Source organism: Vibrio ponticus, assembly GCF_009938225.1.
GTDB lineage: Bacteria > Pseudomonadota > Gammaproteobacteria > Enterobacterales > Vibrionaceae > Vibrio > Vibrio ponticus.
On record NZ_AP019657.1, the window covers coordinates 1 to 25,162 of the forward strand.

Here is a 25,162-nt window from a genome sequence, read left to right on the forward strand (position 1 = left end):
AGAACGTTCGGCTAGCGCCTCACTTACGGATGTGGGAGTAGGGAGCGTTTAGCATCTTTGATGCCTTAATTTGAGAAAAGGATAAGTGAGTGGTTCATTTTGATGTCGATCTTTAGATCGGCGTTTCTATCATCTCACTTCTACTCTCTTACTATTCTACTCTTCTCTTACCATCCTATGATTCAGCGAGTGGTTCTCGATTCTCCAATCTCAATTCTCAGCCCTCCTCTACGCTATAGCCCTGATTTTTATAGGTATATATACGTGCATTTTCAGGTGTTTATTTTGTTAATGCTTACGATAGATGATCGCTATTGAACTAATTCTCTAGTGGCGCTAAAACGCCTGTAGAATTGATCGTTCTAGTTTTATTGCTAAACAACTTGGTGTGGAGAATCGCTTTGCGATTGATGGGAATGCTATCAGCGGCTTGTCTTACTCTGTTGCTATCTTCGGCGACGGATCAGGAGCTGTTTTCTCAAAATTTAGCGTCCCAGAACGTTGCTCATCAGCTTCAACCCGCAAACACGACTGTTGCCCTTGGATTCGAAGCAAAACGTCATTCTAATCCTCTACATAGCCTTGTTAGTCGCTACCTTGTTAAATCAACTGAGCGGCAAAATCAAACCGCTTCTTTTTTGCCTGTTACTGACTCAATCTACGCATTGAATAGTGCGCTTAGCTCCTCTTACTATCGTTATATTGATGGTAGTACCGCTTTTCGAGCAAAGGGTTACTATGAGTCAAACTTGATTTACCGCTTCATCCATAGCCGACATAGACCCTCAATCGCTTAAATATTATTTGATTTGGTTTATGAGGTTACAAAATGTTGGATTCAATTATTGATGTTTTGATGGCGCTTTGGCATCAAGACTTTACTACGCTGATGTCTCCAGGCAGCGCAGTTATGGTGTATTTCGTTGTAGGTGCACTGATTTTCTTAGAAAGTGGTTTTATTCCTGCTGCGCCATTCCCATGTGATAGCGTTGTGGTGTTATCGGGTACCTTAGCGGCAGTTGGTGTGCTCGACCCAGTATTAATTTTGGTTTTAATCGCGACCTGTGCGGCGCTGGGTAGTTGGGCTGCTTATGTGCAAGGACGTTGGTTAAATCGCCTACCTAAAGTTCAAGGATGGGTGAACGCGGTACCGCAGAAACGTCTACAGCAAGTTGATGTGCTGTTGGGTAAGCATGGTCTCGTTGCTCTATTTTGTGCGCGATTCGTTCCTGTAGTTCGTTCTCTATTGCCGCTGATGATGGGTATGCGTGCGAATAAGGTCAACAAGTTCCATTATTTTGCTTGGCTGAGCGCTATCTTATGGACATTACTACTTTGCTCATTTGGTATGTTGTTGCCGCTGCTGCCTGAAAACATCAGCAAATTGGTCACGATGGGGTTAATGGCTGCGCCGGTGATCACCTTGGTTACTGCACTGCTTGGTTTTGTGACTGTTCGTCTACGTAAAGTTTGGCAAGAACAGCAAGCCGCAAAAGTGAAGCATTAATCCGTTGATATAGCTTTTGGGTTGCCATGTTCCTTTTGGGCTACCATGATCTAAAAGCTGACCAACAACCTCTTTAACTAATAAAGGCAGCCAAATGGCTGCCTTTATTATTTCATCTGAGATTTACTCGCTCTTTTGAGCTTCTTTTTCTTCTTGTTTGGCTTTCTCTATCATAGGGGTAATGGTTGATCCTTGAATTAGGATTGAGAAAACAACCACTGAGTAGGTCATGACGAGAATGATCTCTTTCACGTCGATGAGCTTATCGGGAATGACCCAAATACCTGCCGGAATCGATAGTGCCATTGCTAGCGCTAGTCCACCTCTTAACCCGCCCCATGTAAGAATACGAATCGACCAAGAGTTGTAGCTTCGGTAACGTTTAAAGCCGATGTATGAAAGGAAGACACTTAAGTAACGTCCCGTCAGCACCAATGGAATGGCAAATGCCATTAGGATGAAGTCTTCTTTGTGGAATTCAAACAGCAGCATCGACATACCGATCAGCAAGAACAGTAAGCCATTGAGGAATTCATCGACCAATTCCCAAAAGTGGTCGAGGTGATCTTCACTCTCTTTTGAAAAACCGATGTAGCGTGTCCAGTTACCAATCATGATACCTGATACCACCATCGCAAGCGGTCCTGACACATGCAGTACTTCAGCAAACGCATAACCAGCGGTTGGGATACCGATAGTCAGTAGTAGCTCCATGGAGTGGTCATCAGTGGCACTAATCAGATAATGGAAAATTAGACCTAGCGCGAAACCATAAACAATGCCGCCGACCGCTTCTTGTAAAAACAGCATACTTACGCTGCCCACTGTTGGTGCTTCATTACCGAAGGCGATGGTGTAAATAGTGACGAAGATAACTAAGCCGAAACCATCATTGAATAGTGATTCCCCTTCAATTTGCGTAGAGATGCGTTTTGGTGCATTTAGCTTTTTGACAATGGCAAGAACCGCGATGGGGTCAGTGGGAGAGATTAGAGCGCCGAAGAGAAGGCAGTAGACCAGTTCAAAGTGAATTCCGATGATTTGGCAGAATCCGTAAAGTGCAAAACCGATAAAGAAAGTGGAGAAGAGAGTCGCGCCAAGCGCTAAAACGGTAATTTCCCACTTTTGGTCTTTTAAGTTGGAGAGCTTAATGCCAAGACCACCGGCAAAGAGCAGAAACCCGAGGATGCCTTTAAGTAAGAAATCTTCAAAATTTATACTGGCGATGGTGCTGGATGCAATTTCAGTGAGTTGGAACCAATCATTTTGACCCGCGATCAAGATGAGCAATGACAGCATCATCGAACCGGCGGTAATCGCAATGGTGGTTTGCATCTTACCTATTTTGCTGTTTATAAAGGCAATTAACATTGCCGCGGCGGATAAAAAGCAAAGAGTGTAGTAGACCGACATGATGGGACTCTTATGTTACAAATTGTAAATAAGAATTTTGTGCCTAAGTGTGGCAAATGGCAAACACTATTTAATCAATTGATTGTCAGTAATTTAGTTTTTTAGACGTCTAGACTCCTTTTTTCTCTGTGATAGGATGGGAGTACAAACAAAGGAATGAGGCTGTATTGTGGGAAGCAAGTTAAGACAACAGATAGTAGCGCAGCTTAAGCAACGTATTATGCTGATCGATGGTGGTATGGGCACCATGATTCAAGACTACAGACTGGAAGAACAAGATTATCGTGGTGACCGTTTTGCCAACTGGCACTGCGATCTTAAAGGCAACAACGATCTGTTGGTTTTATCTCAGCCAGGTTTGATTAAGGATATCCATAATGCTTATTTAGAAGCGGGTGCGGATATTCTTGAAACCAACACGTTTAACGCGACAACTATCGCTATGGCTGACTATGACATGGAGAGCCTTAGTGAAGAAATTAACTTTGCCGCAGCGCAATTAGCTCGCCAAGCGGCAGATGAGTGGACGGCAAAAACGCCAGAGCAGCCGCGTTATGTTGCTGGCGTACTTGGTCCAACTAACCGTACCTGTTCTATCTCACCCGATGTTAACGATCCTGGTTATCGTAATGTCTCTTTTGATGAGCTTGTCGAAGCTTATTCAGAATCAACTCGCGCACTAATCAAAGGTGGCTCTGATCTGATTCTGATTGAAACGATTTTCGATACCTTGAATGCCAAAGCGTGTGCCTTCGCGGTGGATAGTGTTTTAGAAGAGTTGGATGTTGAAGTACCGGTAATGATTTCCGGTACGATCACTGATGCCTCTGGTCGTACCCTTTCGGGGCAAACCACAGAAGCTTTCTACAATTCCCTACGTCACGTTAAACCGATTTCCTTTGGTCTTAACTGTGCTCTTGGTCCGGATGAGTTGCGTCCTTACGTTGAGGAACTGTCGCGCATTTCTGAAACGTTTGTTTCAACTCACCCTAATGCTGGTCTACCAAACGCTTTTGGTGAATATGATCTCTCTCCTGAAGATATGGCGGAGCATGTTAAAGAGTGGGCGCAAAGTGGTTTCCTTAACTTAATTGGTGGCTGTTGTGGTACCACGCCTGAGCATATTCGCCATATGGCGATGGCAGTGGAAGGCGTTACGCCGCGTGCTTTACCCGATCTTCCGGTTGCTTGCCGTTTATCGGGGCTAGAGCCACTCACGATTGAGAAAGAGACGCTGTTTGTGAACGTTGGTGAGCGAACTAACGTGACGGGTTCGGCGCGCTTTAAACGTTTGATCAAAGAAGAACTCTATGATGAAGCGTTAGATGTTGCTCGACAGCAAGTCGAGAATGGCGCACAGATCATCGACATCAACATGGATGAAGGCATGTTAGATGCTGAAGCCTGTATGATTCGCTTCCTTAATTTGTGTGCATCAGAGCCGGAAATTTCCAAAGTGCCAATCATGGTCGACTCTTCTAAATGGGAAGTGATCGTGGCAGGTCTTAAATGCATTCAAGGCAAAGGGGTGGTTAACTCGATTTCTCTTAAAGAAGGCAAAGAGAAGTTTGTTGAGCAGGCAAAGATCATTCGTCGCTTTGGCGCCGCTGTCGTGGTGATGGCATTTGATGAAGTTGGTCAGGCGGAAACTCGTGAACGTAAGTTAGAGATCTGTACCAATGCTTATCGTATTTTGGTCGATGAGGTTGGATTCCCACCAGAAGATATCATTTTTGACCCAAACATTTTTGCCGTCGCGACCGGCATTGAAGAACACAATAACTATGCAGTCGATTTTATCGAGGCAGTAGCGGATATTAAGCGCGATTTACCCCATGCGATGATCTCTGGCGGTGTCTCAAACGTGTCATTCTCGTTCCGTGGCAATAACTATGTACGTGAAGCGATTCATGCGGTGTTCCTCTATCACTGTTTTAAAAACGGTATGGATATGGGCATCGTTAATGCTGGTCAGTTAGAGATTTACGATAACGTGCTAGATAAACTGCGTGAGGCAGTCGAAGACGTTGTGCTTAATCGCCGCGATGATGGCACAGAGCGTCTGCTTGATATTGCGGCAGAGTATGCTGGTAAGGGGGTCGGCAAAGAGGAAGATGCTGCTGCGCTGGAGTGGCGCAGTTGGGCGGTTGAAAAACGCCTCGAGCATGCATTGGTAAAAGGCATTACCGAGTTTATCGTTGAAGATACAGAAGAGGCTCGCCTCAATGCATCCAAACCATTAGAGGTGATTGAAGGTCCACTGATGGATGGTATGAACGTGGTCGGTGACTTGTTTGGTGAAGGTAAGATGTTCCTTCCGCAGGTTGTGAAGTCTGCTCGAGTAATGAAGCAGGCGGTTGCACACTTAGAACCATTCATCAATGCCTCAAAACAAGCGGGCAGCTCAAATGGTAAGATCCTACTAGCAACGGTGAAGGGCGATGTGCACGATATTGGTAAGAATATCGTTGGCGTGGTTTTGCAGTGTAATAACTATGAAATTATCGATCTCGGTGTGATGGTGCCGTGTGAACAGATTCTCAAAGTCGCCAAAGAAGAGAATGTCGATATTATCGGTCTCTCTGGACTGATTACCCCATCGTTGGATGAGATGGTGCATGTAGCCAAAGAAATGGAGCGGCTTGATTTTGACTTGCCGCTATTGATTGGCGGCGCGACCACATCGAAAGCGCATACTGCGGTGAAGATTGAACAGAATTACCAACACCCAGTGGTGTATGTTAACAATGCCTCACGAGCGGTGGGCGTGTGTACTTCGCTACTTTCCGATGTGTTGCGTCCACCTTTTGTTGAAAAACTCGATGCGGATTATGTTCGTGTACGTGATCAACATAACCGCAAGAAACCTCGTACTAAGCCAGTGACGCTTGAGCAAGCGCGCGCTAATAAGGTGGCGATCGATTGGGAGGCTTATACGCCGCCAGCACCAGCCAAACCTGGTGTGCATGTATTTGATGATTTTGATGTCGCTACATTACGTAAGTATATCGACTGGACGCCGTTTTTCATGACTTGGTCGTTAGTCGGTAAGTATCCGACTATCTTGCAGCATGAAGAGGTAGGTGAAGAGGCGCAGCGTCTATTCCAAGATGCCAACGATTGGTTAGATAAAATTGAACGCGAAGGGCTACTCAAAGCACGCGGTATGTGTGCGTTGTTCCCTGCTGCCAGTGTCGGTGATGATATTGAAGTTTATACTGATGAGTCGCGTACAGAGGTAGCGAAAGTACTGCATAACTTGCGTCAGCAGACTGAAAAGCCAAAAGGGTTTAATTACTGTCTATCGGATTATATTGCGCCAAAAGAGTCAGGTAAGTTGGACTGGATTGGTGGCTTTGCAGTTACAGGTGGCGTTGGGGAGCGTGAGCTAGCAGATGAGTTTAAAGCGCAAGGTGATGACTACAATGCGATTATGATCCAAGCTGTTGCGGATCGTCTCGCCGAAGCCTTTGCTGAATATCTGCATGAGCGAGTGCGCAAAGAGATTTGGGGTTACAGTGCGGATGAAAATTTATCTAACGATGATTTGATCCGCGAAAAGTACCAAGGTATTCGTCCTGCTCCGGGGTACCCGGCTTGCCCTGAGCATACTGAGAAAGGCGCGCTGTGGGAGTTGCTCAAAGTTGAAGAGATGATAGGTATGTCACTGACAACCAGCTATGCGATGTGGCCTGGTGCATCGGTATCAGGTTGGTATTTCTCACACCCAGACTCGCGCTATTTTGCTATTGCTCAGATCCAAGAGGATCAAGCGCAGAGTTATGCCGATCGTAAGGGTTGGGATAGGCTAGAAGCTGAGAAGTGGCTTGGTCCAAATCTTAATTGATTGGTTTAAAAACAAAAAAAGCGCTGTTATTACAGTAATGCCGATCAGTTAAGAAATTTGTGAGATCATTTGACCGATCCTCAAAAGGCTTCAAAATCCGATATTAGGAAACTAATATCGGATTTTTTTATGTCTTTAGAAAGCCAACTTGCCAATACTTTTCGGTCATGTAATACCTTCCACCACTTTGATAAATACTCTGACATTCTTAGTCCAGAGCTTATCCAGCAAGGTTTTGAGCAAGCTGGTGTAGCAACCGTTAGAAGAAGACGGTTACCTTTAGAAGCCGTACTTTGGTCCGTTGTTGGAATGAGTCTCTTTCGTCAACAATCTGTTTGGGATATTGCTAACCAACTCGATATTGTCTTGCCAGACAAACAACGTTTTGTTGCACCAAGTGCAGTTGTTCAAGCGAGACAGAGATTAGGCGAAGAAGGTGTAAAGCAAGTCTTTAAGAAGATGGCTGCGCATAGCTATCAGTCGTCTAACTTCGAAACTTGGTGTGGACTAAACCTTCTATCTGTCGATGGTGTCGTTTGGAGAACGACAGATACACCCGAAAATCATCAAGAGTTTAAAGCGCAGCGCAATCAATCATCTGAGAATATTTACCCTAAGGTCCGCATGGTTTGCTTGATGGAGCTTACAAGTCATCAGCTAATCGATAGTGCATTCTCTGACTATCGCACCAGCGAAATGCGGCTCGCAGAAGAGCTTATTGAACAAACGCCAGATCAATCACTGACCATTTTTGACAAAGGATATTACTCTTTAGGGCTGCTTAATCGCTGGAACAAAGTAGGTCAAGAAAGGCATTGGATGCTCCCTGTGAGAAAAGACTTTCAGTATGAAGTTGTCCATAAATACAGTCAGAGTGATGCTATCGTTGCTATAAAAACATCACCTCAGGCAAGGAAGAAGTTCAGTGACCTGCCTGAGATAATAGAAGCAAGGTTGGTATCGAAAGCCATTAAAGGTAAGGAGTATCAGGTTCTTACCTCAATGCGTGATGGGTTGCGCTTTCCCGGAGAAGACATTGTAGAGCTCTATCGCTATCGTTGGGAAATCGAATTAGGCTATAGAGAAATGAAGCAAACCTTGCTTGATAGTGAGTATACATTGCGAAGTAAGCGCCCAGATATGGTTAGACAGGAGCTCTGGGGGATTTTGCTAGCCTATAACCTTATAAGGCAGGTTATGACAAAAGCGGCGAGCAAGTTAGATAGCGTTTGGCCGAACCAATTAAGCTTTACGAGTAGTGCCATGGCTGTGACTCAATACTTTGCAGCTTTACCTTTAACGAGTCCAGGGAAACTCCCTAAACACTATGAAGTGCTACTACAGCAAATATCCATGTTTATCCTACCCCCCCGAAGAGAAGATAGAAGTTATCCTCGTTGGGTGAAACTGAAACCCAAGAAATATGCGACAAATAGAAAAAATGCCAGTCAGCTTAACTGACTGGCATTACTGTTATTACAGCGCTTTTTCTATGCTTAAAATCACTAGATAAGTATCGTAGCCAGACCTAGGAATACCGAGAGACCAACCACATCGGTTACCGTGGTTAATGCCATACCGCCTGCCAGTGCCGGGTCGATATTCATTTTCTTTAGCACGATAGGGATAGATACCCCGGCGATCCCCGCGACTAACAAGTTAGTCATCATGGCCGCTGAGATAATACCACCGAGCATCCAGTTACCTTTCCAAGCGACAACAATGCCGCCGATGATCAGTGCCCACATAATGCCGTTTAAGAAGCCGATTGCCGCTTCTTTCATTAGTAGCTCACGTTTGTTGGCATCACCGATATGACCAAGTGCCAGACCACGAATAACCAGTGCAACGGTTTGGTTACCGGCAACCCCGCCCATTGATGGAACGATAGTCATCAATACAGCAATGGCCGCCATCTGATCGAGCGTGGCTTCAAACATGTTGGAGACCGATGCGGCAGCTAGCGCTGCAAGTACGTTAGCACCCAGCCAAACACTGCGTTTTCGCGCTGATTTGACGACCGGAGCAAAGGTATCTTCGTCGTCATCCAAACCCGCCATACTCATCATAGAGTGTTCAGCGTCTTCACGAATTACGTCAACCACGTCATCGATGGTGATACGACCGACGAGATGCTGGTTTTCATCAATAACCGGTGCCGAGACCCAGTTACGACGTTCAAACAAGCTTGCGACGTCAGAGTCTTTCATCGTAACTTCAATGGCGTCGTCAGCATCTTCCATCACTTCCGCAACGCGAACGTCCGGTTGGGTAGTGAGTACGGTCACTAGTGATAACTCGCCAATAAGACGGTTTTCTTCGTCGATAACGTACAAGGCGTCGGTTGCTTCTGGTAGCTCACCACGCATACGCAAGTAACGTAATACAACGTCAATATCGACGTCACCACGAATCGTGATAACGTCGGTATTCATTAAACCACCGGCGGTATCTTCGGCATAAGATAGTGCCGTTTCAACACGCTGACGCTCTTCGTCGTCCATCTGGGATAGGACTTCACGCGAAACGTCATCGGGTAGGCTTCGAAGTACGTAGGCCACATCATCAGTGTCCATACCTTCGGTTGCTTCCGCCAGCATTTCAGGTGCCATGCGAGACACCAGATCATCTTTTACGTCTTCGCTCAGTTCATCGAGGATCTCACCATAATCTTCTGGATCGGTAAGTTGCCATAGAACTTCACGGCTTTTACGCGGTGATGCTTCTAATAGATGAGCGATATCTTCTGGTTCCATATCCTGCAGTTGGCGGCGGACATGGACAAATCGCCCATTTTCTAGAGCTTCAGTGACTTCTTGCAGGGCTTGGTGAGCTTGATCGAATTCTATTTGCTCTGCCATTTGTTCCCCCTGACTCTTTATGCTTACAATGTTCTGAATAGTAACTTAATTTTACAACTTGTTTAATAAGATCGTGTTAATAAAAACAATTCTAGCTGTGAAATATTGTGCTAAAGCGTAGCAAAGAGTAGAAACGGGAAAGGATATAAGGTTGATACTGGGATGAAAAAGTACCAACCGGATTTTGCAGATAGTTTTAGTGAGGTTTATTCGTCTTCATCGAACTTGTGTTCGATCAGTTGGCTTACCGCGTCGAGAGCACTAGCGGCATCATTTCCCTCTGCGTGGATTGTCACATGCTCGCCTTGGGCCGATTCAAGCATTAATAGTCCCATGACGCTATCTGCGGTGGCCGTCTTACCTTCATGGCTTTGAATCGTCAGAATAGCATCAAAGGATTGGGCCAGTTCGACGAGTTTTACGGCAGCACGAGCATGCAGCCCCAAGCGGTTTTGAATAAGGACAGTTTTGCTTTCTTGCTGCATCGATTAATCCTTTAAATTTTTTTCTAGCGAGGTATGACGAATTTGAACTTGGTGGCCTAAGTCTGCAAAGTACTGACCAATCTGCTGGGTGAGATAAACAGAGCGATGTTTACCTCCTGTACAGCCAATCGCAACGGTTAAGTAACTGCGATTATTTTTTTCTAATAATGGTAACCAGTGCTCAATAAACTTTTGCACTTGCAGCTTCAACTCGATCACTTCTTGATGACTCTCTAAGAATGCGCGAATCGGCGCATCTAAGCCTGTCAGTGGACGCAAATCAGGTTCCCAATGTGGGTTGGGTAAGAAGCGAACATCAAACACGTAGTCGGCATCACTTGGCAAGCCATATTTAAAGCCAAATGATTGAAATACCATGACGAGATCTTTTCGCTCGCGCCCTTCGACACGTAGGCGAACATTTTCACTTAAATCGTGCAGTGATTGATTGCTGCTGTCGATGATGAGATCGGCATGTTCTTTAAGCGGAGAAAGGATCTCTTTCTCTTTCTCAATGGCTTGTTCTAGTGAGGTGTTACCAAGGCTAAGCGATAGCGGATGAATACGGCGTGTTTCACTATAGCGTTTAAGTAGCGTGTCTTTGTTCGCGTCTAAGAACAGTACACTGACGTCACTCTCTTGCTTGAGTTTGGTTAAGACATCTTCAACCAAAGAAGGCTCTTCAGGCAGGTTGCGGATATCAATACTTACCGCAACATTCTGCTTACTACCTCGGATTGAGTGGACGAATGCATCCAACATATTTACCGGAAGGTTATCGACACAGTAATAACCTAAATCTTCTAATACTCGTAACGCGACACTCTTGCCAGCACCAGACTGACCACTGACTACGATTAAACGCATAAAATGTGATTACCTGTTGATCATGATGTCGTATAGCTCTTGATCCGATTCTGCTTTACGCAGTTGTTTTAGGATCTGCTTGTCGTTTAGACGTTCAGCCATACAAGACAAAGTTTTAAGATGCTCTTTGCATTGCGCGTCAGGCACAAGCAAAGCGAACAGCAAGTCAACTGGACGGTTATCAATGGCGTCAAATTCGATAGGGCTTTCACACTGCATGAGAACTGCAATGGCTTTGTCGCTAGAGTGCATACGAGCATGGGGAATGGCAATTCCATTTCCAATGCCAGTACTGCCCATTTTTTCGCGGCTAAGCATGCATTCAAAAAGTTCGGTAGGGTTTTGCCCGGTTTGCTCTGCAACGATTTCACTGATCATTTCTAGAGCTCGTTTCTTACTAGTGCATTGGACTGCACTTTTGGTGCAGTCCAATGTTAGGATTTCGCTAAGTTGCATAGTTAATGACTGTTTAATTTTTCTTTGTGCTTATTCAGCTGTCTAACCAGTTTATCGGTTAGAGAGTCGATAGCTGCGTACATATTTTCGTCATCCGCAGACGCATGTATTTCAGCTTGGTTGACGTGAAGGGTAGCTTCAGCGATTTGACGAAGTTTTTCAACTTTTAAAACCACATGGATACTATTGATGTGTTCAAAGAAACGCTCAAGCTTTAGAAACTTTTCGTTTACGTAGTCTTGCATTGAATCGGTTAGATCAACGTGATGGCCATTAATATTGATTTGCATAGACTTTCCTTCTCGGTTGCTGCCTACAATAGGCGTTTGCGCTGACTTGAAGGGGCAATGCCCAGTGATTCACGGTATTTGGCTATTGTTCGTCTAGCTACCTGAATCCCTTGGTCAGCGAGTAGAGCTGCAATCTTGCTATCACTGAGTGGCTTTGCGGTATTTTCCGCTGCCACAAGCTTTTTAATCAAAGCACGAATTGCAGTCGATGAACATTCTCCGCCATTGTCAGTACTGACATGGCTAGAGAAGAAGTACTTCAATTCAAAAATGCCACGCGGGGTGTGCATATATTTCTGGGTGGTGACACGTGAAATCGTTGATTCGTGCATATCCACATCTAAAGCAACATCATTGAGTACCATCGGCTTCATTGCCTCTTCGCCATACTCGAAGAAATCTCTCTGATGTTCAACAATACACTTGGCAACTTTGAGCAGTGTCTCGTTTCTGCTCTCTAGGCTTTTTATTAGCCATTTTGCCTCTTGCAAATTGGAACGAATGTATTGGCTATCCGCACTGTTACCTTTGCCCATTGCCGCATAGTGTTGATTGACCTTCAAACGCGGAATGGAATCGGGGTTTATAGTGACGACCCACTTGCCATGATCCTTAAACACTGACACATCTGGAACCACATATTCAGCATGCTCAGAGGAGATGCGACTACCTGGGCGAGGATCGAGTTGTTGGATCAATTTGAGAACTTCACGTAACTCCGCTTCTTTAAGCTTAGTTTCTTTAATGATCAGTTTGTAATCGCGATTACCTAATTGATCAATATGATCGGTGAGTACGAGCTTGGCTTCGTTAAGCCATGGGGTGTCTTCTGGGTAAGTCGCCAGTTGCAGTAGTAGGCAATCTTGTAAGTTGACCGATGCAACCCCTAGAGGATCAAACTGTTGGATTCGTTTACGAACCGCTTCGATCTCTTCCAGCTCAATATCTTCATGATCAAAGCTCTCTAAGATATCTTGCAAAGAAACGGTTAAGTAACCGTAATCATCAATGGCATCGATAAGCGCAAGAGCAATGGTACGGTCAGTTTCGCTAAATGGGGTTAGATCTAACTGCCAAATTAAATAGTCGTGTAGAGATTCGGTGGTTTCACCTTGATAGACTGGCATGTCATCGTCAAGAGCGATGCCTGTACTACCAGTGTTGGCACTATAGACATCATCCCATGTGGTGTCGATTTCGAGTTCAGAGCTAATCTCAGATTTTTCGATAAGCTCTGAACTGTCAGGAAGCTCCATATCTGCCGATTCCTGCGCGGATTCTTTTTCCTCGTTTACATTTTTCTCATCGCTGGTGGACACATCATCGTTGCCTTCTTCCACCTCAAGTAAAGGGTTGGAGTCCAGAGCATCTTGGATCTCTTGTTGAAGGTCTAACGTTGATAGTTGCAGTAAGCGAATCGCTTGCTGCAATTGTGGCGTCATCGCCAGCTGTTGTCCTAGCTTGAGTTGTAATGAGGGTTTCATGCAGTAATACGTGCCTTATAAAGTTCTACAGACTTTTTATTAATCATAGTCGGAATTGTTCACCAAGATAAACTTGCTTAACTTGTTCGTTGTTAAGTACGTCGTCTGGTGTACCTTCTGCAATCAAATGACCTTGGCTTACGATGTAGGCTTTTTCACATACATCTAGCGTCTCTCGAACGTTATGGTCGGTTATCAATACCCCTAAGCCTCGATAACGAAGGTGTTCAATGATCTTTTTGATATCGATAACTGAAATAGGGTCTACACCAGCAAATGGCTCATCCAACAAAATAAATTGTGGGTTAGCAGCCAAAGCGCGCGCGATCTCAACTCGTCGACGCTCGCCCCCTGATAGTGCCATACCTGCACTTTCACGAATGTGCTGAATGTGGAATTCCTCTAACAAATCTTCCAATTTGTCTTGGCGCTCTTCGCGAGTCAGTTCTTCACGAGTTTCAAGAACCGCCATGATGTTGTCTTGTACGGACAGCTTACGGAAAATCGAGGCTTCTTGTGGTAGGTAGCCAATACCCATACGAGAACGGCTATGCATAGGCAAGATACTGATATCTTGACCATCAATGCTGATCGTCCCTTCATCGCGTGCTACTAGACCGACGATCATGTAAAACGAAGTGGTTTTACCTGCGCCGTTTGGACCTAGTAGCCCTACAATTTGTCCCGACTCAACCGTTAGGCTGACGTCAGAAACTACTTTTCTGTTTTTATAGCTTTTCGCTAAGTGCTCTGCTTTTAAAATCGCCATAATTATTCTTGTACTGCTTGCGGCTGAAGCACTGTGGTCACACGATCGCCTTTTTGCTTGCCATCAGCAATTAGCTTTTGTGATGAAATTTGGTAGCGGATGTGGTTACCACGGATCTCACTATCATCTTGTGCCAGCATTGCTTGATCAATCATTGTCAGTTGGTCTTGGCTGACATCGTAATAAAGCTCTTTAGCTTCACCATGCAGCGTTTTGCCATCATCTGTCAATTGAGAGAAGGTCGCAAGTTTACCGTAGCCTTCAATCTTTTTGATTGAGCCATCATTTTTGTCGCGTGTTACGACGATTTTGTCAGCATTGATGTTAATACTGCCTTGCTTAAGCTTCACATCGCCAAGGAATGTAACTTGGTTACTCTGCATATCAAGCTGCTGGCTGTCTGAATCAATGTACACAGGTTGGTCGCGGTCTGTCGATAGCGCCAATGCTTGTGTTGAAGCAAACAAACAGGCAATTAAACTAAGGTGTGAGAGTTTCATATCTGCCTTGTACATGTTTGTAAAGTGTCGCGGTGTTTTCAGCGAAGTTACCTTTCATCGCTTGACCGACGGTTTCAAACTGAGGACCGACCAAAGTGACTTGGTTCTCCGCCCAAAAATCTCGATTATCTAACTGTATACTCAGAGTGTCAGTGGATAAAGTGTCAAAGCCGGAGTCAGGTAATAGATTTTTACCTAGAACATTGGTTTTTAGAACCAAAATGTGGTCTTTGGTTAGAACACCTTGCTCCGCTGTGATCTCCCACTCTTGAACACTACCTTGCTGATATACCTTTAGAACGGGTTTTTCAAAAGTCGTTTCACCATTACTCGCGTAGTTGTCTAAACGCGCTGAGGTAATCACGTAGCTGCGCAAACCTTGCTCGTTGTAAGAAGTGTTAGTTAAACCTTCACCGGTGAATACAGGTAATTCAATATCGGGTTCTACTTGTATATCGTATTTAGCTTGATCTCTCATTAAGTAGTAGCTTGATGCACTAATAATGATGAGTAAAACTAAATACCCGACACGAGGGAGACTCATATACTTAAACCTTTGTGTACATCAAGCTCGTTTCGAGCTTGCAAGATCAAATCGCAGACCTCACGCACCGCACCATGACCACCACGAATGTGGGTAACATAGTTTGCTCGTTGTACAAGTAATGGGTGCCCATCGGCTACGCATACTTTTAGCGCAACCTTTTCCATCACCGGCCAATCAATCAAATCATCGCCAATATAGCCAGTGTGTTCAGGAGCGATATCGAGCTTTTGGCAGATGTCTTGGTAGGCTTTAACCTTGTCGTCCTGACCTTGGTAAATCAGTGAAATACCCAGCGCTTTCATGCGATTTTCCACAATCTGCGAGCGACGACCAGTAATGATGGCAATTTCAATGCCAGCATTCATTAGCGATTTAACGCCATAGCCGTCACGGGTATGGAAGGTTTTTAGCTCTTCGCCATTGTTGCCCATATAGATTAGACCATCCGAAAACACACCATCGACATCGCAAATCAATAGTTTGATGTGTTTGGCAATTTCCAGAATGTCAGCGTCTACTTGACCGTAAAGTGTGGCAACGTTTGCCGTCATTACATTACTCCAGCTTTGAGTAGATCGTGCATATTCAGCGCACCGACCACTTGGTTCTCTTGGCAAAGCAGTAGTCCATTAATGCTTTTCTCTTGCATTAAGTTTACTCCTTCTGCCGCCAGCATGTTAGGGTTGGCTACAGTTGGATTTTTAGTCATCACATCACCGATGACTGTAGTATGAATGTCTACGCGCTTATCTAAAATACGACGTAAGTCGCCATCGGTAAAAATACCTTGCAGTTGTAGGTGGTTATCGACCACTGCGGTCATACCTAACCCTTTTTCACTGATCACTAATAGCGCATCACGAATAAGAGTATCGGCGGATACTAGCGGTAGTTTATCGCCAGTATGCATAATGTCTTCAAGCTTGAGTAGCAGCTTGCGACCCAGTGCACCGCCCGGATGAGACAGGGCAAAATCTTCAGCGGTGAAACCACGTGCTTGCATTAATGCCATCGCCAAAGCATCACCCATGACTAATGTCGCGGTAGTGCTTGATGTTGGTGCAAGTTGAATTGGGCAGGCTTCTTTCGGTACGGTGATTTGTAGGTGAACATCCGCAAGCTTAGCCATATTTGATAATGGCTTACCCGTCATACTGATGATGGTAATTTGTAAACGCTTTAGTACTGGGAAAAGCGCAAGAATCTCATGTGCTTCACCAGAGTTTGAAATCGCTAACACAATATCACCAGGCTCAATCATACCTAAGTCGCCATGTGCGGCTTCACCAGGGTGGACAAAAAATGCAGAAGTGCCCGTACTGGCAAGTGTTGCTGCAATTTTATTACCAATATGACCGGATTTACCCATGCCCATTACGACAACTTTGCCATTCTTGTTATTTAAGATGGTTTCGCATGCTTTGGCAAAATTGTCGTCAAAGTATTGATCGAGTTGCTTTAGTGCTTCTACTTCAGTGTTGAGCACGTCAAGTGCAGCTTTGCGGTAGTCAAACATTTGGATTTCCTGAAATCGTTTAAGCGGTCATATTGACGATTAAATAAACTTGGTAAGCAATGAACACCACGAAAAGAATCGCGCCTTCAATGCGGTTAATACTACGAGATTTACCAAGTGCCATCACAACCAGCAGCAGTGATACGGCAAGCATTACCCAGAAGTCACGTCCCATAGCGAGTTCACTCAGAACCGATGGGTTAAGAATACCAGGGATACCCATTACGGCGAGTATGTTGAATACGTTTGAGCCAATGATATTGCCGACAGCCATATCATCTTCACCTTTCATTACCCCCGCAACCGATGCGGCAAGTTCTGGAAGGCTGGTACCGACCGCAATGATGGTTAGACCGATCACTAAGTCGCTCATACCAAAATACTTAGCGATGACGACTGAACTTTCGACTAGCGTGTCAGCCGATAGCGGTAACACAATTAAGCCCACCACGACCCAGAACGCCGCTTTCATATTGCTCACGCCTTGTGGGATTTCAGATTCTTGCTCATCCAGCATTACATCGCCGTTTTTCTTCTCTTTACGGCTGATGTGCAGCATTGCCAAGATAAAACCGACAAAGAGTATTAGCAGCAGAATACCTTCCATAAAGCCTAAGTGATTATCCCATAAGATAGCACCAGCAATCACAGTGACTGCTATCATTAAAGGTAATTCACGGCGCAGTACCGCTGAGCTAATTGAAAGTGGCTTAATTAAAGCGGTAATACCGAGAATCAAGGCAATGTTGGCGATGTTGGAACCCAAAACGTTACCCACGGCAGTATCTGTTTTGCCATCAAGGGCGGCGGTGGCAGAAACCATCATTTCTGGTGCTGATGATCCCATCGCGAGAATCGTCATACCAATGACAAGTGGAGAAATACCGAAATTTCTTGCCAAAGCCGCGGAACCAAATACAAGTCTATCGGCACTCCATACCAAGAAAATGAGACCGACGATGAGGAACGCAACCGCTTCAAACATGATATTTCCCAACTTATCTGTAAACTGAATAAATTAACCGCCAATTTTGACTTGTTGCAGTTTAAAAGGGAAGCCGAAGATTCAATTATTTGTTGCACATTATGTAATTGAATTTAAGTCTTGTCTGATAAAGCAAAGACATAGAGCTTCACATTTAATTGAACAGTGCTTTTAATTCGAGGGTAATCTGCTTATGATTGCCTATTAAACAAGGATTCTGACGACGAGTACCTAATGTCATCAAGTGATTTGGTTACAGTCAATAATCTCACGTTTTCTCGCGGAAACCGTGTGATATTTGATAACGTAAACCTACATGTTCCCAAAGGCAAAGTGACCGCCATTATGGGGCCATCCGGGATTGGTAAAACGACACTGCTGCGTTTAATCGGCGGGCAATTGGCGCCTGATAGTGGCGAGGTGTTGTTTGATGGTCTTGATATCCCCAAGTTAAGCCGCCGCAAGCTCTATCAAGTGCGCAAAAAAATGAGCATGCTGTTTCAATCGGGTGCGCTTTTTACCGATCTTACCGTTTTTGATAACGTTGCTTTTCCATTACGCGAACACACTCAGCTCGACGAGGCGCTTATCCGCACCTTGGTGTTACTCAAATTGGAAGCGGTGGGCTTACGTGGCGCTGCCGATCTGATGCCTAGTGAGTTATCCGGTGGTATGGCTCGCCGCGCAGCTCTGGCTCGTGCAATCGCACTCGATCCTGAGTTGATTATGTATGATGAGCCGTTTGTTGGTCAGGACCCTATCACTATGGGTGTGCTGGTGGAGCTTATCCGTAATCTAAATCAAGCGTTGGGGGTGACATCCGTAGTGGTTTCGCATGATGTACCAGAAGTGATGAGCATTGCTGACTGGGTCTATATCTTGGCCAATGGAAAAGTTATCGCTAGCGGCACACCAGAAGAGCTACACGCGAACCCAGATCCTCAAGTACAGCAATTTCTACTCGGGGACGCAGATGGTCCAGTGCCATTTCGTTATCCAGCTAAATCGATCGCAGAGGACCTGTTTCAATGATCTCCAATTTAATTGATTTTGTTGCTGCAACAGGTCGTCGCTCTATGGCGGCATGTGAAGTCTTTGGTCGTGCCACATTAATGTTAGTTGGTGCTCTCGTTACTCGCCCACAGCCAATTAAAAATGCCCCGCTATTGATCAAGCAGCTCTATAGCGTTGGCGTGCAATCAATGCTGATCATTATTTTATCCGGTCTTTTTATCGGCATGGTATTGAGCTTACAAGGCTACGTTATCCTGGTTGATTTTGGTGCTGAAGGTGCGCTAGGTCAGATGGTGGCGCTGTCGTTGCTGCGCGAGTTAGGTCCAGTTGTTACTGCATTGCTGTTTGCAGGTCGTGCAGGTTCTGCTTTGACGGCTGAAATCGGCTTGATGAAGGCGACAGAGCAACTCTCTTCGATGGAAATGATGGCTGTCGACCCACTTAAACGAGTCATTGCCCCACGCTTTTGGGCTGGTGTGATCTCTATGCCAATGCTAGCGATGATTTTTATGGCAGTGGGCATTTGGGGCGGTCAGTTGGTTGGTGTGGATTGGAAAGGTATCGATCACGGTAGCTTCTGGTCAACCATGCAAGCGTCGGTCGACTTAGGTCAAGACATTGGCAATAGCTTTATTAAGAGCTTAGTGTTTGCAATCACAGTGACTTGGATTGCGCTTTTTAATGGATACGATGCAATTCCGACTTCGGAAGGCATCAGCCGCGCGACGACTCGCACGGTAGTACACTCTTCTTTGGCAGTACTTGGACTAGACTTCGTACTGACCGCATTGATGTTCGGGAATTAATAATGCAACAGACACGTAAGACAGAATTATGGGTGGGCAGCTTTGTATTGGCAGGAATTTGCGCAGTCTTGATTATGATTTTTCAAGTTGCTGACGTAAAAGGCATCGGTTCGAACGATACTTACACTGTCAGCGCCGAATTCGATAACATCGGTAGCTTAAAAGTACGCTCACCAGTGAAAGTTGGTGGCGTTGTCGTTGGTCGAGTGACGGCAATTAATTTAAACCCTGACTCGCTATTACCAGTGGTGAAAATGGCGATTAGCAGCCAGTTTAATCAATTTCCTGAAACCTCTAGTGTACAGATCCTAACCTCTGGTTTAATTGGTGAGCAGTATATTGGTTTGGTTCCTGGCTTTGTATTTGATGATGAGCAGATGCTAGTGGATGGCGACTACATTGAAGATACTAAGTCTGCGCTAGTGCTTGAAGATCTCATCGGTCAAGTGCTGTATAGCGTTGGCAGTGGCTCGGAATCGGAATCTGGAGAATAAAAGATGTTAAAGAAGTTTTTGATCCTAATTTGCACATTGTGGTTACCAGTAGTTGCGAGTGCTGCGGAGATAGATAAGACCCAGCCGTATCAGCTGATGACGGGTGTGGCAGAAATCGCGTTTGATCGTCTCAAAGCTGAGCAGGCGATGGTGAAACAAGATCCAAACCACCTTAAGGTGATTGTCGAAGAAGAGTTAATGCCTTACGTTAATTATAAGTATGCGGCATTAAAACTGCTGGGCTCAAACCTAAAAGGGGCTAAGCGTGCGGATGTGAATGAATTCATTAAAGCCTTTCGCCAGTACTTAATCGCTTCTTATGCGCAAGTGTTGACGCAGTACACCGATCAAGAATTGCAGTTTGAACCAGAGAAAAAGGTTGATGCAGGCAAGACTATCACCAGTGTTAAGGTTGATATCATTGATGCGCCTCGTCCAAACATCAAACTTGAGTTTAAGCTGCGTAAAGATAAGAAGACGGGTGAATGGCAAGTATTTGACATGATTGCTGAGGGCATCAGTTTATTGTCGAGCAAGCAATCTGAATGGAACGGTAAGTTACGCCAAGAAGGTATCTTGGCGGTGGCGAAAGACCTTGAAAACTTAGCGGCTCAACCGATTCGTTTCGAGGCGAAGCAATGATAACTCATAGCCAGTGGCAATCGAGTGATGTAAATAGTGGCGCCCTGATAGGGGCGCTAAATCGTGATACAGTGCCGGAACTTTGGAATCAATTAAAACTATGGCAACCCACGCAAGCTGAGTTGGAAATTAGCTTGGCGGGCGTAGAGCGAGTTGACTCTGCGGGTATGGTGATGTTGATTCATCTTTTAGAGCATGCAAAAAAGCAAAACTGTCATATAATGCTCAGCTTCGTGCCGACGCAACTCAGCACTTTGCTGGCATTGAGTAATGTAGATAAATACATTGCTGAGCACATAAAGATTTAAATTTAGAGGTAAATTGTGGATAGCGCCAAAGTACAACAGATATTAAACGAAGCACTAAATCTAGAAGAACTACACGTGAAGGGCGAGGGTAGCCACTACGAAGTGATCGCTGTTGATGCTTGTTTCGATGGAATGAGCCGCGTTAAGAAACAACAAACTATTTATGCTCCACTTATGGAGTATATCCAAAGAAATGACATCCACGCTCTATCTATTAAGGCATACACGCCAGAAGAGTGGGCTCGCGATAAGAAGCTGATGTCACTGTAAGGTTTTGTAATGGAAAAATTTCGAGTAACTGGTTCTACGCAGCCATTAGTGGGTGAAGTCACTATTTCGGGTGCGAAGAACGCCGCCCTTCCAATTCTTTTTGCATCAATTCTGGCTGAAGAACCAGTTGAAGTAAGTAATGTACCTCATCTACGTGATATTGATACCACGATGGAACTACTTAAGCGCCTTGGTGCGAAAGTAGAGCGTAACGGTTCTGTTCACGTTGATCCTAGCTGTATTAATGAGTACTGCGCACCATACGATCTGGTTAAAACTATGCGCGCTTCTATTTGGGCATTAGGTCCGCTAGTGGCTCGTTTTGGTCAAGGACAAGTATCGCTTCCTGGTGGCTGTGCGATTGGCGCTCGTCCTGTTGATCTGCATATCCATGGTCTAGAGCAACTTGGTGCAACCATCACTCTTGAAGATGGCTACGTAAAAGCACACGTCGATGGTCGCCTTAAGGGCGCGCATATCGTCATGGACAAAGTGAGTGTTGGCGCTACGATTACGATTATGTGCGCAGCAACGTTAGCAGAAGGCAAAACGGTTCTGGATAACGCAGCGCGTGAGCCAGAAATCGTTGATACTGCAGATTTCTTAAATAAGCTTGGCGCTAAAATTTCAGGCGCAGGCACTGATACCATTACTATCGAAGGCGTTGAGCGTCTAGGTGGTGGTAAGCATGCTGTGGTTGCAGATCGCATTGAAACGGGTACTTTCCTTGTTGCTGCGGCAGTGTCTGGCGGTAAAGTGGTATGTCGCAATACTCACGCTCACCTGTTGGAAGCGGTACTTGCTAAGTTAGAAGAAGCGGGTGCAAAAGTGGAAACCGGTGAAGACTGGATTTCAGTTGATATGACGGATCGTGAGCTTAAAGCGGTAACCATTCGTACTGCTCCACACCCAGGTTTCCCTACCGATATGCAAGCGCAGTTTACGCTACTCAATATGATGGCGAAAGGTGGCGGCGTTATCACTGAGACGATCTTCGAGAACCGCTTTATGCACGTTCCTGAGCTGATGCGTATGGGCGCTAAAGCTGAGATCGAAGGTAACACAGTGATCTGTGGTGATGTTGACACGCTAAGCGCTGCGCAAGTGATGGCGACAGACCTACGTGCATCGGCAAGTCTTGTTATTGCGGGTTGTATTGCTCAAGGTGAAACTATTGTTGACCGCATTTATCATATCGATCGTGGCTACGATAAGATTGAAGATAAGTTGTCAGCACTAGGCGCTAAAATTGAGCGCTTTCGCGATTAATTCAATCGCCTTAAGCTAACAAATGTAAGCCGAAACTTAGGTTTCGGCTTTTTTATGGTCACAAGATCCGTTAGATTATGACCACTATTCTTTCCCATACGTACTTGGAGAGCATTAATGATTGCACTACTGCGTGTTTTCGCCGTCGTGATTTTTGCGATAGTTATGTTTGTATTTGGTTGTGGTTATTGCTTGTTAAGCCCACGCAACCCAAAACACGTATTCACCTTCGGTCGCCTGTTTGGCAAGATGTCGCGCGTATTTGGCATCAAGCTTGATTTGCGTATTCCAGAAGATGCTTACACCCGTGGTCAGCATATCTATATTGCTAACCACCAGAATAACTGGGACCTATTTACCGTATCTTCTGCTGTGACACCAAAAGTGGTGACAGTGGGTAAAAAAAGCTTAGCTTGGCTACCTTTATTCGGTCAGTTGTATTGGCTAACGGGTAACATCCTGATTGACCGAGCTAACCGTAGCAAGGCAGTTGGTACGATTGATCAGGTTGTTGATAACATGAAGAGCAGTGACGTTTCTGTGTGGATGTTCCCAGAAGGTACGCGCTCTCGTGGTCGCGGTTTGTTGCCGTTTAAAACTGGCGCTTTCCATGCCGCTATCGGCGCACAAGTTGGCGTGATTCCAATTGTATGTAGTTCTACAGATGGCATTAAGCTTAATCGTTGGAACAATGGACATGTGATTGTTGAGATGCTGCCACCAGTGAGTACCGAAGGTTACCGTAAGGAACAAGTACGTGAACTTGCGAACCTTTGCCGTGAGCAAATGGAAGCGAAGCTGGCTGAATTGGATAGCGAAGTAAAACAGCTGAATCAAGCCAGTAAGAAGGCAGTGAGTTAATTTTAACTCTGGTATTTAAATTTGAGAAAAGCGTGCGATTGGTCGCACGCTTTTTTTATACCCTAAGAAGCACGCTGCAATGCTTCGTACTTTTTGTTTAAGTAGGCAAAAGACGAAGGTAGGGGGCTTGAATAATGGTGTGTCGAGTGTTGGCTATTATATCTCTACTAGCCATCGTAACGGGATGTGGGCAAGAAGAGATAGATGTTGTTCAAAGCAATGAAAGGTTTGCGCCTGTCGAGCAGCGAGTCAAAAGTGGCAAAGCGAATAATATCCACTCATTGATCGCTTGGCAGAGCAACGAGAAGGTGTTTGAGCTTCACCGACAGGGCGGAGGTACATATGGTACTCAGAAGACCTCTATGGTGCCTGTAGGGGCAAATAAGCTACATAATATCCATTCAGTGACCAAGTCCTTTGTCGCGACTTTGATTTTTATTGCCATTGACGAAGGCAAGTTGGCGAATTTAGACATACCAGTATTCAGTCTCTTTCCTGAATATCAACAGAGTGATCGTGAAGCGAAGATGGCGATAACCGTGCGTGATGTGATGAACATGTCAACGGGATACGCACTGGATGAACTGGCAACCTCTTATCGACAGGGCTCTGGCAATGTATTCACTCGCCATTATATGGCAGAAGATTTATTGGCGATGTTCCTGGAGACAAAGCTTGCCTTTGAGCCTGGCAGCCGTTTTGCCTACAGTGGCTTATCGACAGTGGGGTTATCCAAGATTATTGAGCGTGTATATGGTCAACCTTTTACTCAAGTGATGCGAGAGAAGCTGTTTGAGCCGTTATCGATCACAGACTATCGTTGGCTGGCTCAACACGGCAGTAATGAGCCAGGAGCCGACTGGGGCTTAATGTTGTCACCGTTAGATATGGGTAAGTTTGGCTTGATGTGGTTAAACAAAGGAGAATTCCAAGGGAAACGCATTTTAGCTGGGCATTGGTTTAACATGCTGCGTTCAAGTTCGTTTTACAGCTATAGCATGGGGTATCGATTACATTTTTGGCAGGTTTCGAAGATTGGTGGAGCGGTGGCGGCGAATGGCATTGGTGAGCAATATATTGTGATGCTACCTAATCAAGATGCGGTGATTGTCGCAACAGGGGGGAACTACGATTTAGCCAGTATGCCTTCACTAGATACCGTGCGATTATTAGCAAGCCTGCTTTAGATTCATTTTTCGAAACGACAAATGTAAAAAAGCCTTATCAGATGATAAGGCTTTTTTGAAAGTGGCTCCTCCTGCTGGGCTCGAACCAGCGACCTGCGGATTAACAGTCCGTCGCTCTACCAACTGAGCTAAGGAGGAACTATTCTGTTTGTGTTATAGAAACACTAAATAAGTGGTGCCGACTACCGGAATCGAACTGGTGACCTACTGATTACAAGTCAGTTGCTCTACCTACTGAGCTAAGTCGGCACATCATCAACAAGATTAAATCTCATCGATTAAAAGTGGCTCCTCCTGCTGGGCTCGAACCAGCGACCTGCGGATTAACAGTCCGTCGCTCTACCAACTGAGCTAAGGAGGAACTATTCTGTTTGTGTTATAGAAACACTAAATAAGTGGTGCCGACTACCGGAATCGAACTGGTGACCTACTGATTACAAGTCAGTTGCTCTACCTACTGAGCTAAGTCGGCGCACTGTATTCTTTATATTGTCGTTCGTGCTAAGCACCAACAACTAGAAATTGTGGTGCCCGGAGGCGGAATCGAACCACCGACACGAGGATTTTCAATCCTCTGCTCTACCGACTGAGCTATCCGGGCGACGAGGTGTATTAAACGGCTTTTCGCTTTTAAGGTCAACACTAAAATGCAAAAAAAATATCGTTTGTTGCTTTTATGTACTTAATGGGCTGTTTTTACCCATTTAACCTCTGTTCAGCTATGAATTAAGACAAATTATTGGCTTAAAAGCACAGTAATTGTTGTGGTTAGGGCATAAGAAAA

The 25,162-nt window shown here is 45.1% G+C and carries 25 protein-coding genes and 5 tRNA genes; 12 read left to right on the forward strand and 18 right to left on the reverse strand.

Going from position 1 to position 25,162, the window contains the following annotated elements; genetic code table 11:
- Positions 1–829: 829 nt before the first annotated feature.
- Complete coding sequence (locus GZN30_RS00005; protein WP_075647658.1) at positions 830–1,507, forward strand: DedA family protein; 678 nt, start codon at positions 830–832, stop codon at positions 1,505–1,507.
- 123 nt (positions 1,508–1,630) lie between these two features.
- On the opposite strand, the gene GZN30_RS00010 is transcribed toward GZN30_RS00005, so the two are convergent.
- Positions 1,631–2,920 carry a cation:proton antiporter gene (locus tag GZN30_RS00010; protein WP_075647657.1) on the reverse strand — a complete coding sequence of 430 codons (1,290 nt, stop codon included), beginning with the start codon at positions 2,918–2,920 and terminating at the stop codon, positions 1,631–1,633.
- Between the two features lie 169 nt (positions 2,921–3,089).
- Here GZN30_RS00010 and metH point away from each other — a divergent pair, with 169 nt between their 5' ends.
- Positions 3,090–6,767 (forward strand): methionine synthase, encoded by a 3,678-nt coding sequence (metH, locus tag GZN30_RS00015; RefSeq protein WP_075647656.1) that lies wholly within the window; start codon positions 3,090–3,092, stop codon positions 6,765–6,767.
- A gap of 129 nt (positions 6,768–6,896) precedes the next feature.
- A complete protein-coding gene (locus tag GZN30_RS00020) occupies positions 6,897–8,228 on the forward strand; it encodes an IS4 family transposase (protein ID WP_075649976.1) in 1,332 nt (443 codons plus the stop codon).
- 44 nt (positions 8,229–8,272) lie between these two features.
- Here GZN30_RS00020 and mgtE read toward each other — a convergent pair whose 3' ends face one another.
- The 12 genes from mgtE to GZN30_RS00080 all read right to left on the reverse strand — a co-directional run bounded on the left by mgtE (position 8,273) and on the right by GZN30_RS00080 (position 17,527).
- A complete protein-coding gene (mgtE, locus tag GZN30_RS00025) occupies positions 8,273–9,628 on the reverse strand; it encodes a magnesium transporter (RefSeq protein WP_075652439.1) in 1,356 nt (451 codons plus the stop codon).
- Between the two features lie 206 nt (positions 9,629–9,834).
- Positions 9,835–10,113 (reverse strand): HPr family phosphocarrier protein, encoded by a 279-nt coding sequence (locus GZN30_RS00030; RefSeq protein WP_075652438.1) that lies wholly within the window; start codon positions 10,111–10,113, stop codon positions 9,835–9,837.
- Between the two features lie 3 nt (positions 10,114–10,116).
- The gene (gene rapZ, locus GZN30_RS00035) at positions 10,117–10,980 is read right to left on the reverse strand and encodes an RNase adapter RapZ (protein WP_075652437.1); all 864 of its coding nucleotides are present in this window, start codon (positions 10,978–10,980) and stop codon (positions 10,117–10,119) included.
- A 9-nt stretch (positions 10,981–10,989) separates the two neighbouring features.
- Complete coding sequence (ptsN, locus tag GZN30_RS00040; RefSeq protein WP_075652436.1) at positions 10,990–11,436, reverse strand: PTS IIA-like nitrogen regulatory protein PtsN; 447 nt, start codon at positions 11,434–11,436, stop codon at positions 10,990–10,992.
- 2 nt (positions 11,437–11,438) lie between these two features.
- Positions 11,439–11,726 carry a ribosome hibernation promoting factor gene (gene hpf, locus GZN30_RS00045; RefSeq protein ID WP_075652435.1) on the reverse strand — a complete coding sequence of 96 codons (288 nt, stop codon included), beginning with the start codon at positions 11,724–11,726 and terminating at the stop codon, positions 11,439–11,441.
- 23 nt (positions 11,727–11,749) lie between these two features.
- Positions 11,750–13,210: an RNA polymerase factor sigma-54 gene (locus tag GZN30_RS00050; protein ID WP_075652434.1), complete on the reverse strand. Its 1,461-nt coding sequence runs from the start codon at positions 13,208–13,210 to the stop codon at positions 11,750–11,752.
- A gap of 43 nt (positions 13,211–13,253) precedes the next feature.
- Entirely contained in the window at positions 13,254–13,979 is a 726-nt protein-coding gene (gene lptB / locus GZN30_RS00055; RefSeq protein ID WP_075652433.1) for an LPS export ABC transporter ATP-binding protein, read from the reverse strand.
- 2 nt (positions 13,980–13,981) lie between these two features.
- Positions 13,982–14,479 (reverse strand): lipopolysaccharide transport periplasmic protein LptA, encoded by a 498-nt coding sequence (gene lptA, locus GZN30_RS00060; RefSeq protein WP_075652432.1) that lies wholly within the window; start codon positions 14,477–14,479, stop codon positions 13,982–13,984.
- The gene (gene lptC, locus GZN30_RS00065; protein ID WP_075652431.1) at positions 14,460–15,023 is read right to left on the reverse strand and encodes an LPS export ABC transporter periplasmic protein LptC; all 564 of its coding nucleotides are present in this window, start codon (positions 15,021–15,023) and stop codon (positions 14,460–14,462) included. The genes lptA and lptC overlap by 20 nt, the downstream gene beginning before the upstream one ends.
- Positions 15,020–15,577: a 3-deoxy-manno-octulosonate-8-phosphatase KdsC gene (kdsC, locus tag GZN30_RS00070; protein ID WP_075652430.1), complete on the reverse strand. Its 558-nt coding sequence runs from the start codon at positions 15,575–15,577 to the stop codon at positions 15,020–15,022. Before kdsC ends, lptC begins: the two co-directional genes overlap by 4 nt.
- Entirely contained in the window at positions 15,577–16,542 is a 966-nt protein-coding gene (locus GZN30_RS00075; RefSeq protein ID WP_075652429.1) for a KpsF/GutQ family sugar-phosphate isomerase, read from the reverse strand. Before GZN30_RS00075 ends, kdsC begins: the two co-directional genes overlap by 1 nt.
- Before the next feature lie 19 nt (positions 16,543–16,561).
- A complete protein-coding gene (locus GZN30_RS00080) occupies positions 16,562–17,527 on the reverse strand; it encodes a calcium/sodium antiporter (RefSeq protein ID WP_075652428.1) in 966 nt (321 codons plus the stop codon).
- Positions 17,528–17,761: 234 nt separating this feature from the next.
- Here GZN30_RS00080 and mlaF point away from each other — a divergent pair, with 234 nt between their 5' ends.
- The 9 genes from mlaF to GZN30_RS00125 all read left to right on the forward strand — a co-directional run bounded on the left by mlaF (position 17,762) and on the right by GZN30_RS00125 (position 24,378).
- Positions 17,762–18,559, forward strand: a complete 798-nt coding sequence (gene mlaF / locus GZN30_RS00085) for a phospholipid ABC transporter ATP-binding protein MlaF (protein ID WP_075652427.1) — start codon at positions 17,762–17,764, stop codon at positions 18,557–18,559.
- A complete protein-coding gene (gene mlaE, locus GZN30_RS00090) occupies positions 18,556–19,347 on the forward strand; it encodes a lipid asymmetry maintenance ABC transporter permease subunit MlaE (RefSeq protein ID WP_075652426.1) in 792 nt (263 codons plus the stop codon). Before mlaF ends, mlaE begins: the two co-directional genes overlap by 4 nt.
- A gap of 2 nt (positions 19,348–19,349) precedes the next feature.
- The gene (gene mlaD, locus GZN30_RS00095) at positions 19,350–19,841 is read left to right on the forward strand and encodes an outer membrane lipid asymmetry maintenance protein MlaD (protein ID WP_075652425.1); all 492 of its coding nucleotides are present in this window, start codon (positions 19,350–19,352) and stop codon (positions 19,839–19,841) included.
- A 3-nt stretch (positions 19,842–19,844) separates the two neighbouring features.
- A complete protein-coding gene (gene mlaC / locus GZN30_RS00100; RefSeq protein WP_075652424.1) occupies positions 19,845–20,483 on the forward strand; it encodes a phospholipid-binding protein MlaC in 639 nt (212 codons plus the stop codon).
- On the forward strand, positions 20,480–20,791 hold the full coding sequence (locus tag GZN30_RS00105; RefSeq protein WP_075652423.1) for an STAS domain-containing protein: 312 nt from the start codon (positions 20,480–20,482) through the stop codon (positions 20,789–20,791). Before mlaC ends, GZN30_RS00105 begins: the two co-directional genes overlap by 4 nt.
- Positions 20,792–20,806: 15 nt before the next feature.
- Positions 20,807–21,061 (forward strand): BolA family iron metabolism protein IbaG, encoded by a 255-nt coding sequence (ibaG, locus tag GZN30_RS00110; RefSeq protein ID WP_075652422.1) that lies wholly within the window; start codon positions 20,807–20,809, stop codon positions 21,059–21,061.
- Positions 21,062–21,070: 9 nt separating this feature from the next.
- Complete coding sequence (gene murA / locus GZN30_RS00115; RefSeq protein ID WP_075652421.1) at positions 21,071–22,330, forward strand: UDP-N-acetylglucosamine 1-carboxyvinyltransferase; 1,260 nt, start codon at positions 21,071–21,073, stop codon at positions 22,328–22,330.
- A gap of 117 nt (positions 22,331–22,447) precedes the next feature.
- Positions 22,448–23,191: a 1-acylglycerol-3-phosphate O-acyltransferase gene (locus GZN30_RS00120; RefSeq protein WP_075652420.1), complete on the forward strand. Its 744-nt coding sequence runs from the start codon at positions 22,448–22,450 to the stop codon at positions 23,189–23,191.
- A 137-nt stretch (positions 23,192–23,328) separates the two neighbouring features.
- A complete protein-coding gene (locus GZN30_RS00125; protein WP_075652440.1) occupies positions 23,329–24,378 on the forward strand; it encodes a serine hydrolase domain-containing protein in 1,050 nt (349 codons plus the stop codon).
- Positions 24,379–24,440: 62 nt separating this feature from the next.
- Here GZN30_RS00125 and GZN30_RS00130 read toward each other — a convergent pair.
- The 5 genes from GZN30_RS00130 to GZN30_RS00150 all read right to left on the reverse strand — a co-directional run bounded on the left by GZN30_RS00130 (position 24,441) and on the right by GZN30_RS00150 (position 24,979).
- A tRNA-Asn gene (locus GZN30_RS00130) sits at positions 24,441–24,516 on the reverse strand.
- Between the two features lie 35 nt (positions 24,517–24,551).
- Positions 24,552–24,627: transfer RNA gene (locus tag GZN30_RS00135), tRNA-Thr, on the reverse strand.
- 36 nt (positions 24,628–24,663) lie between these two features.
- Positions 24,664–24,739 (reverse strand) — tRNA-Asn (locus tag GZN30_RS00140).
- A 35-nt stretch (positions 24,740–24,774) separates the two neighbouring features.
- Positions 24,775–24,850 (reverse strand) — tRNA-Thr (locus tag GZN30_RS00145).
- 53 nt (positions 24,851–24,903) lie between these two features.
- A tRNA-Phe gene (locus GZN30_RS00150) sits at positions 24,904–24,979 on the reverse strand.
- Positions 24,980–25,162 lie beyond the last annotated feature (183 nt).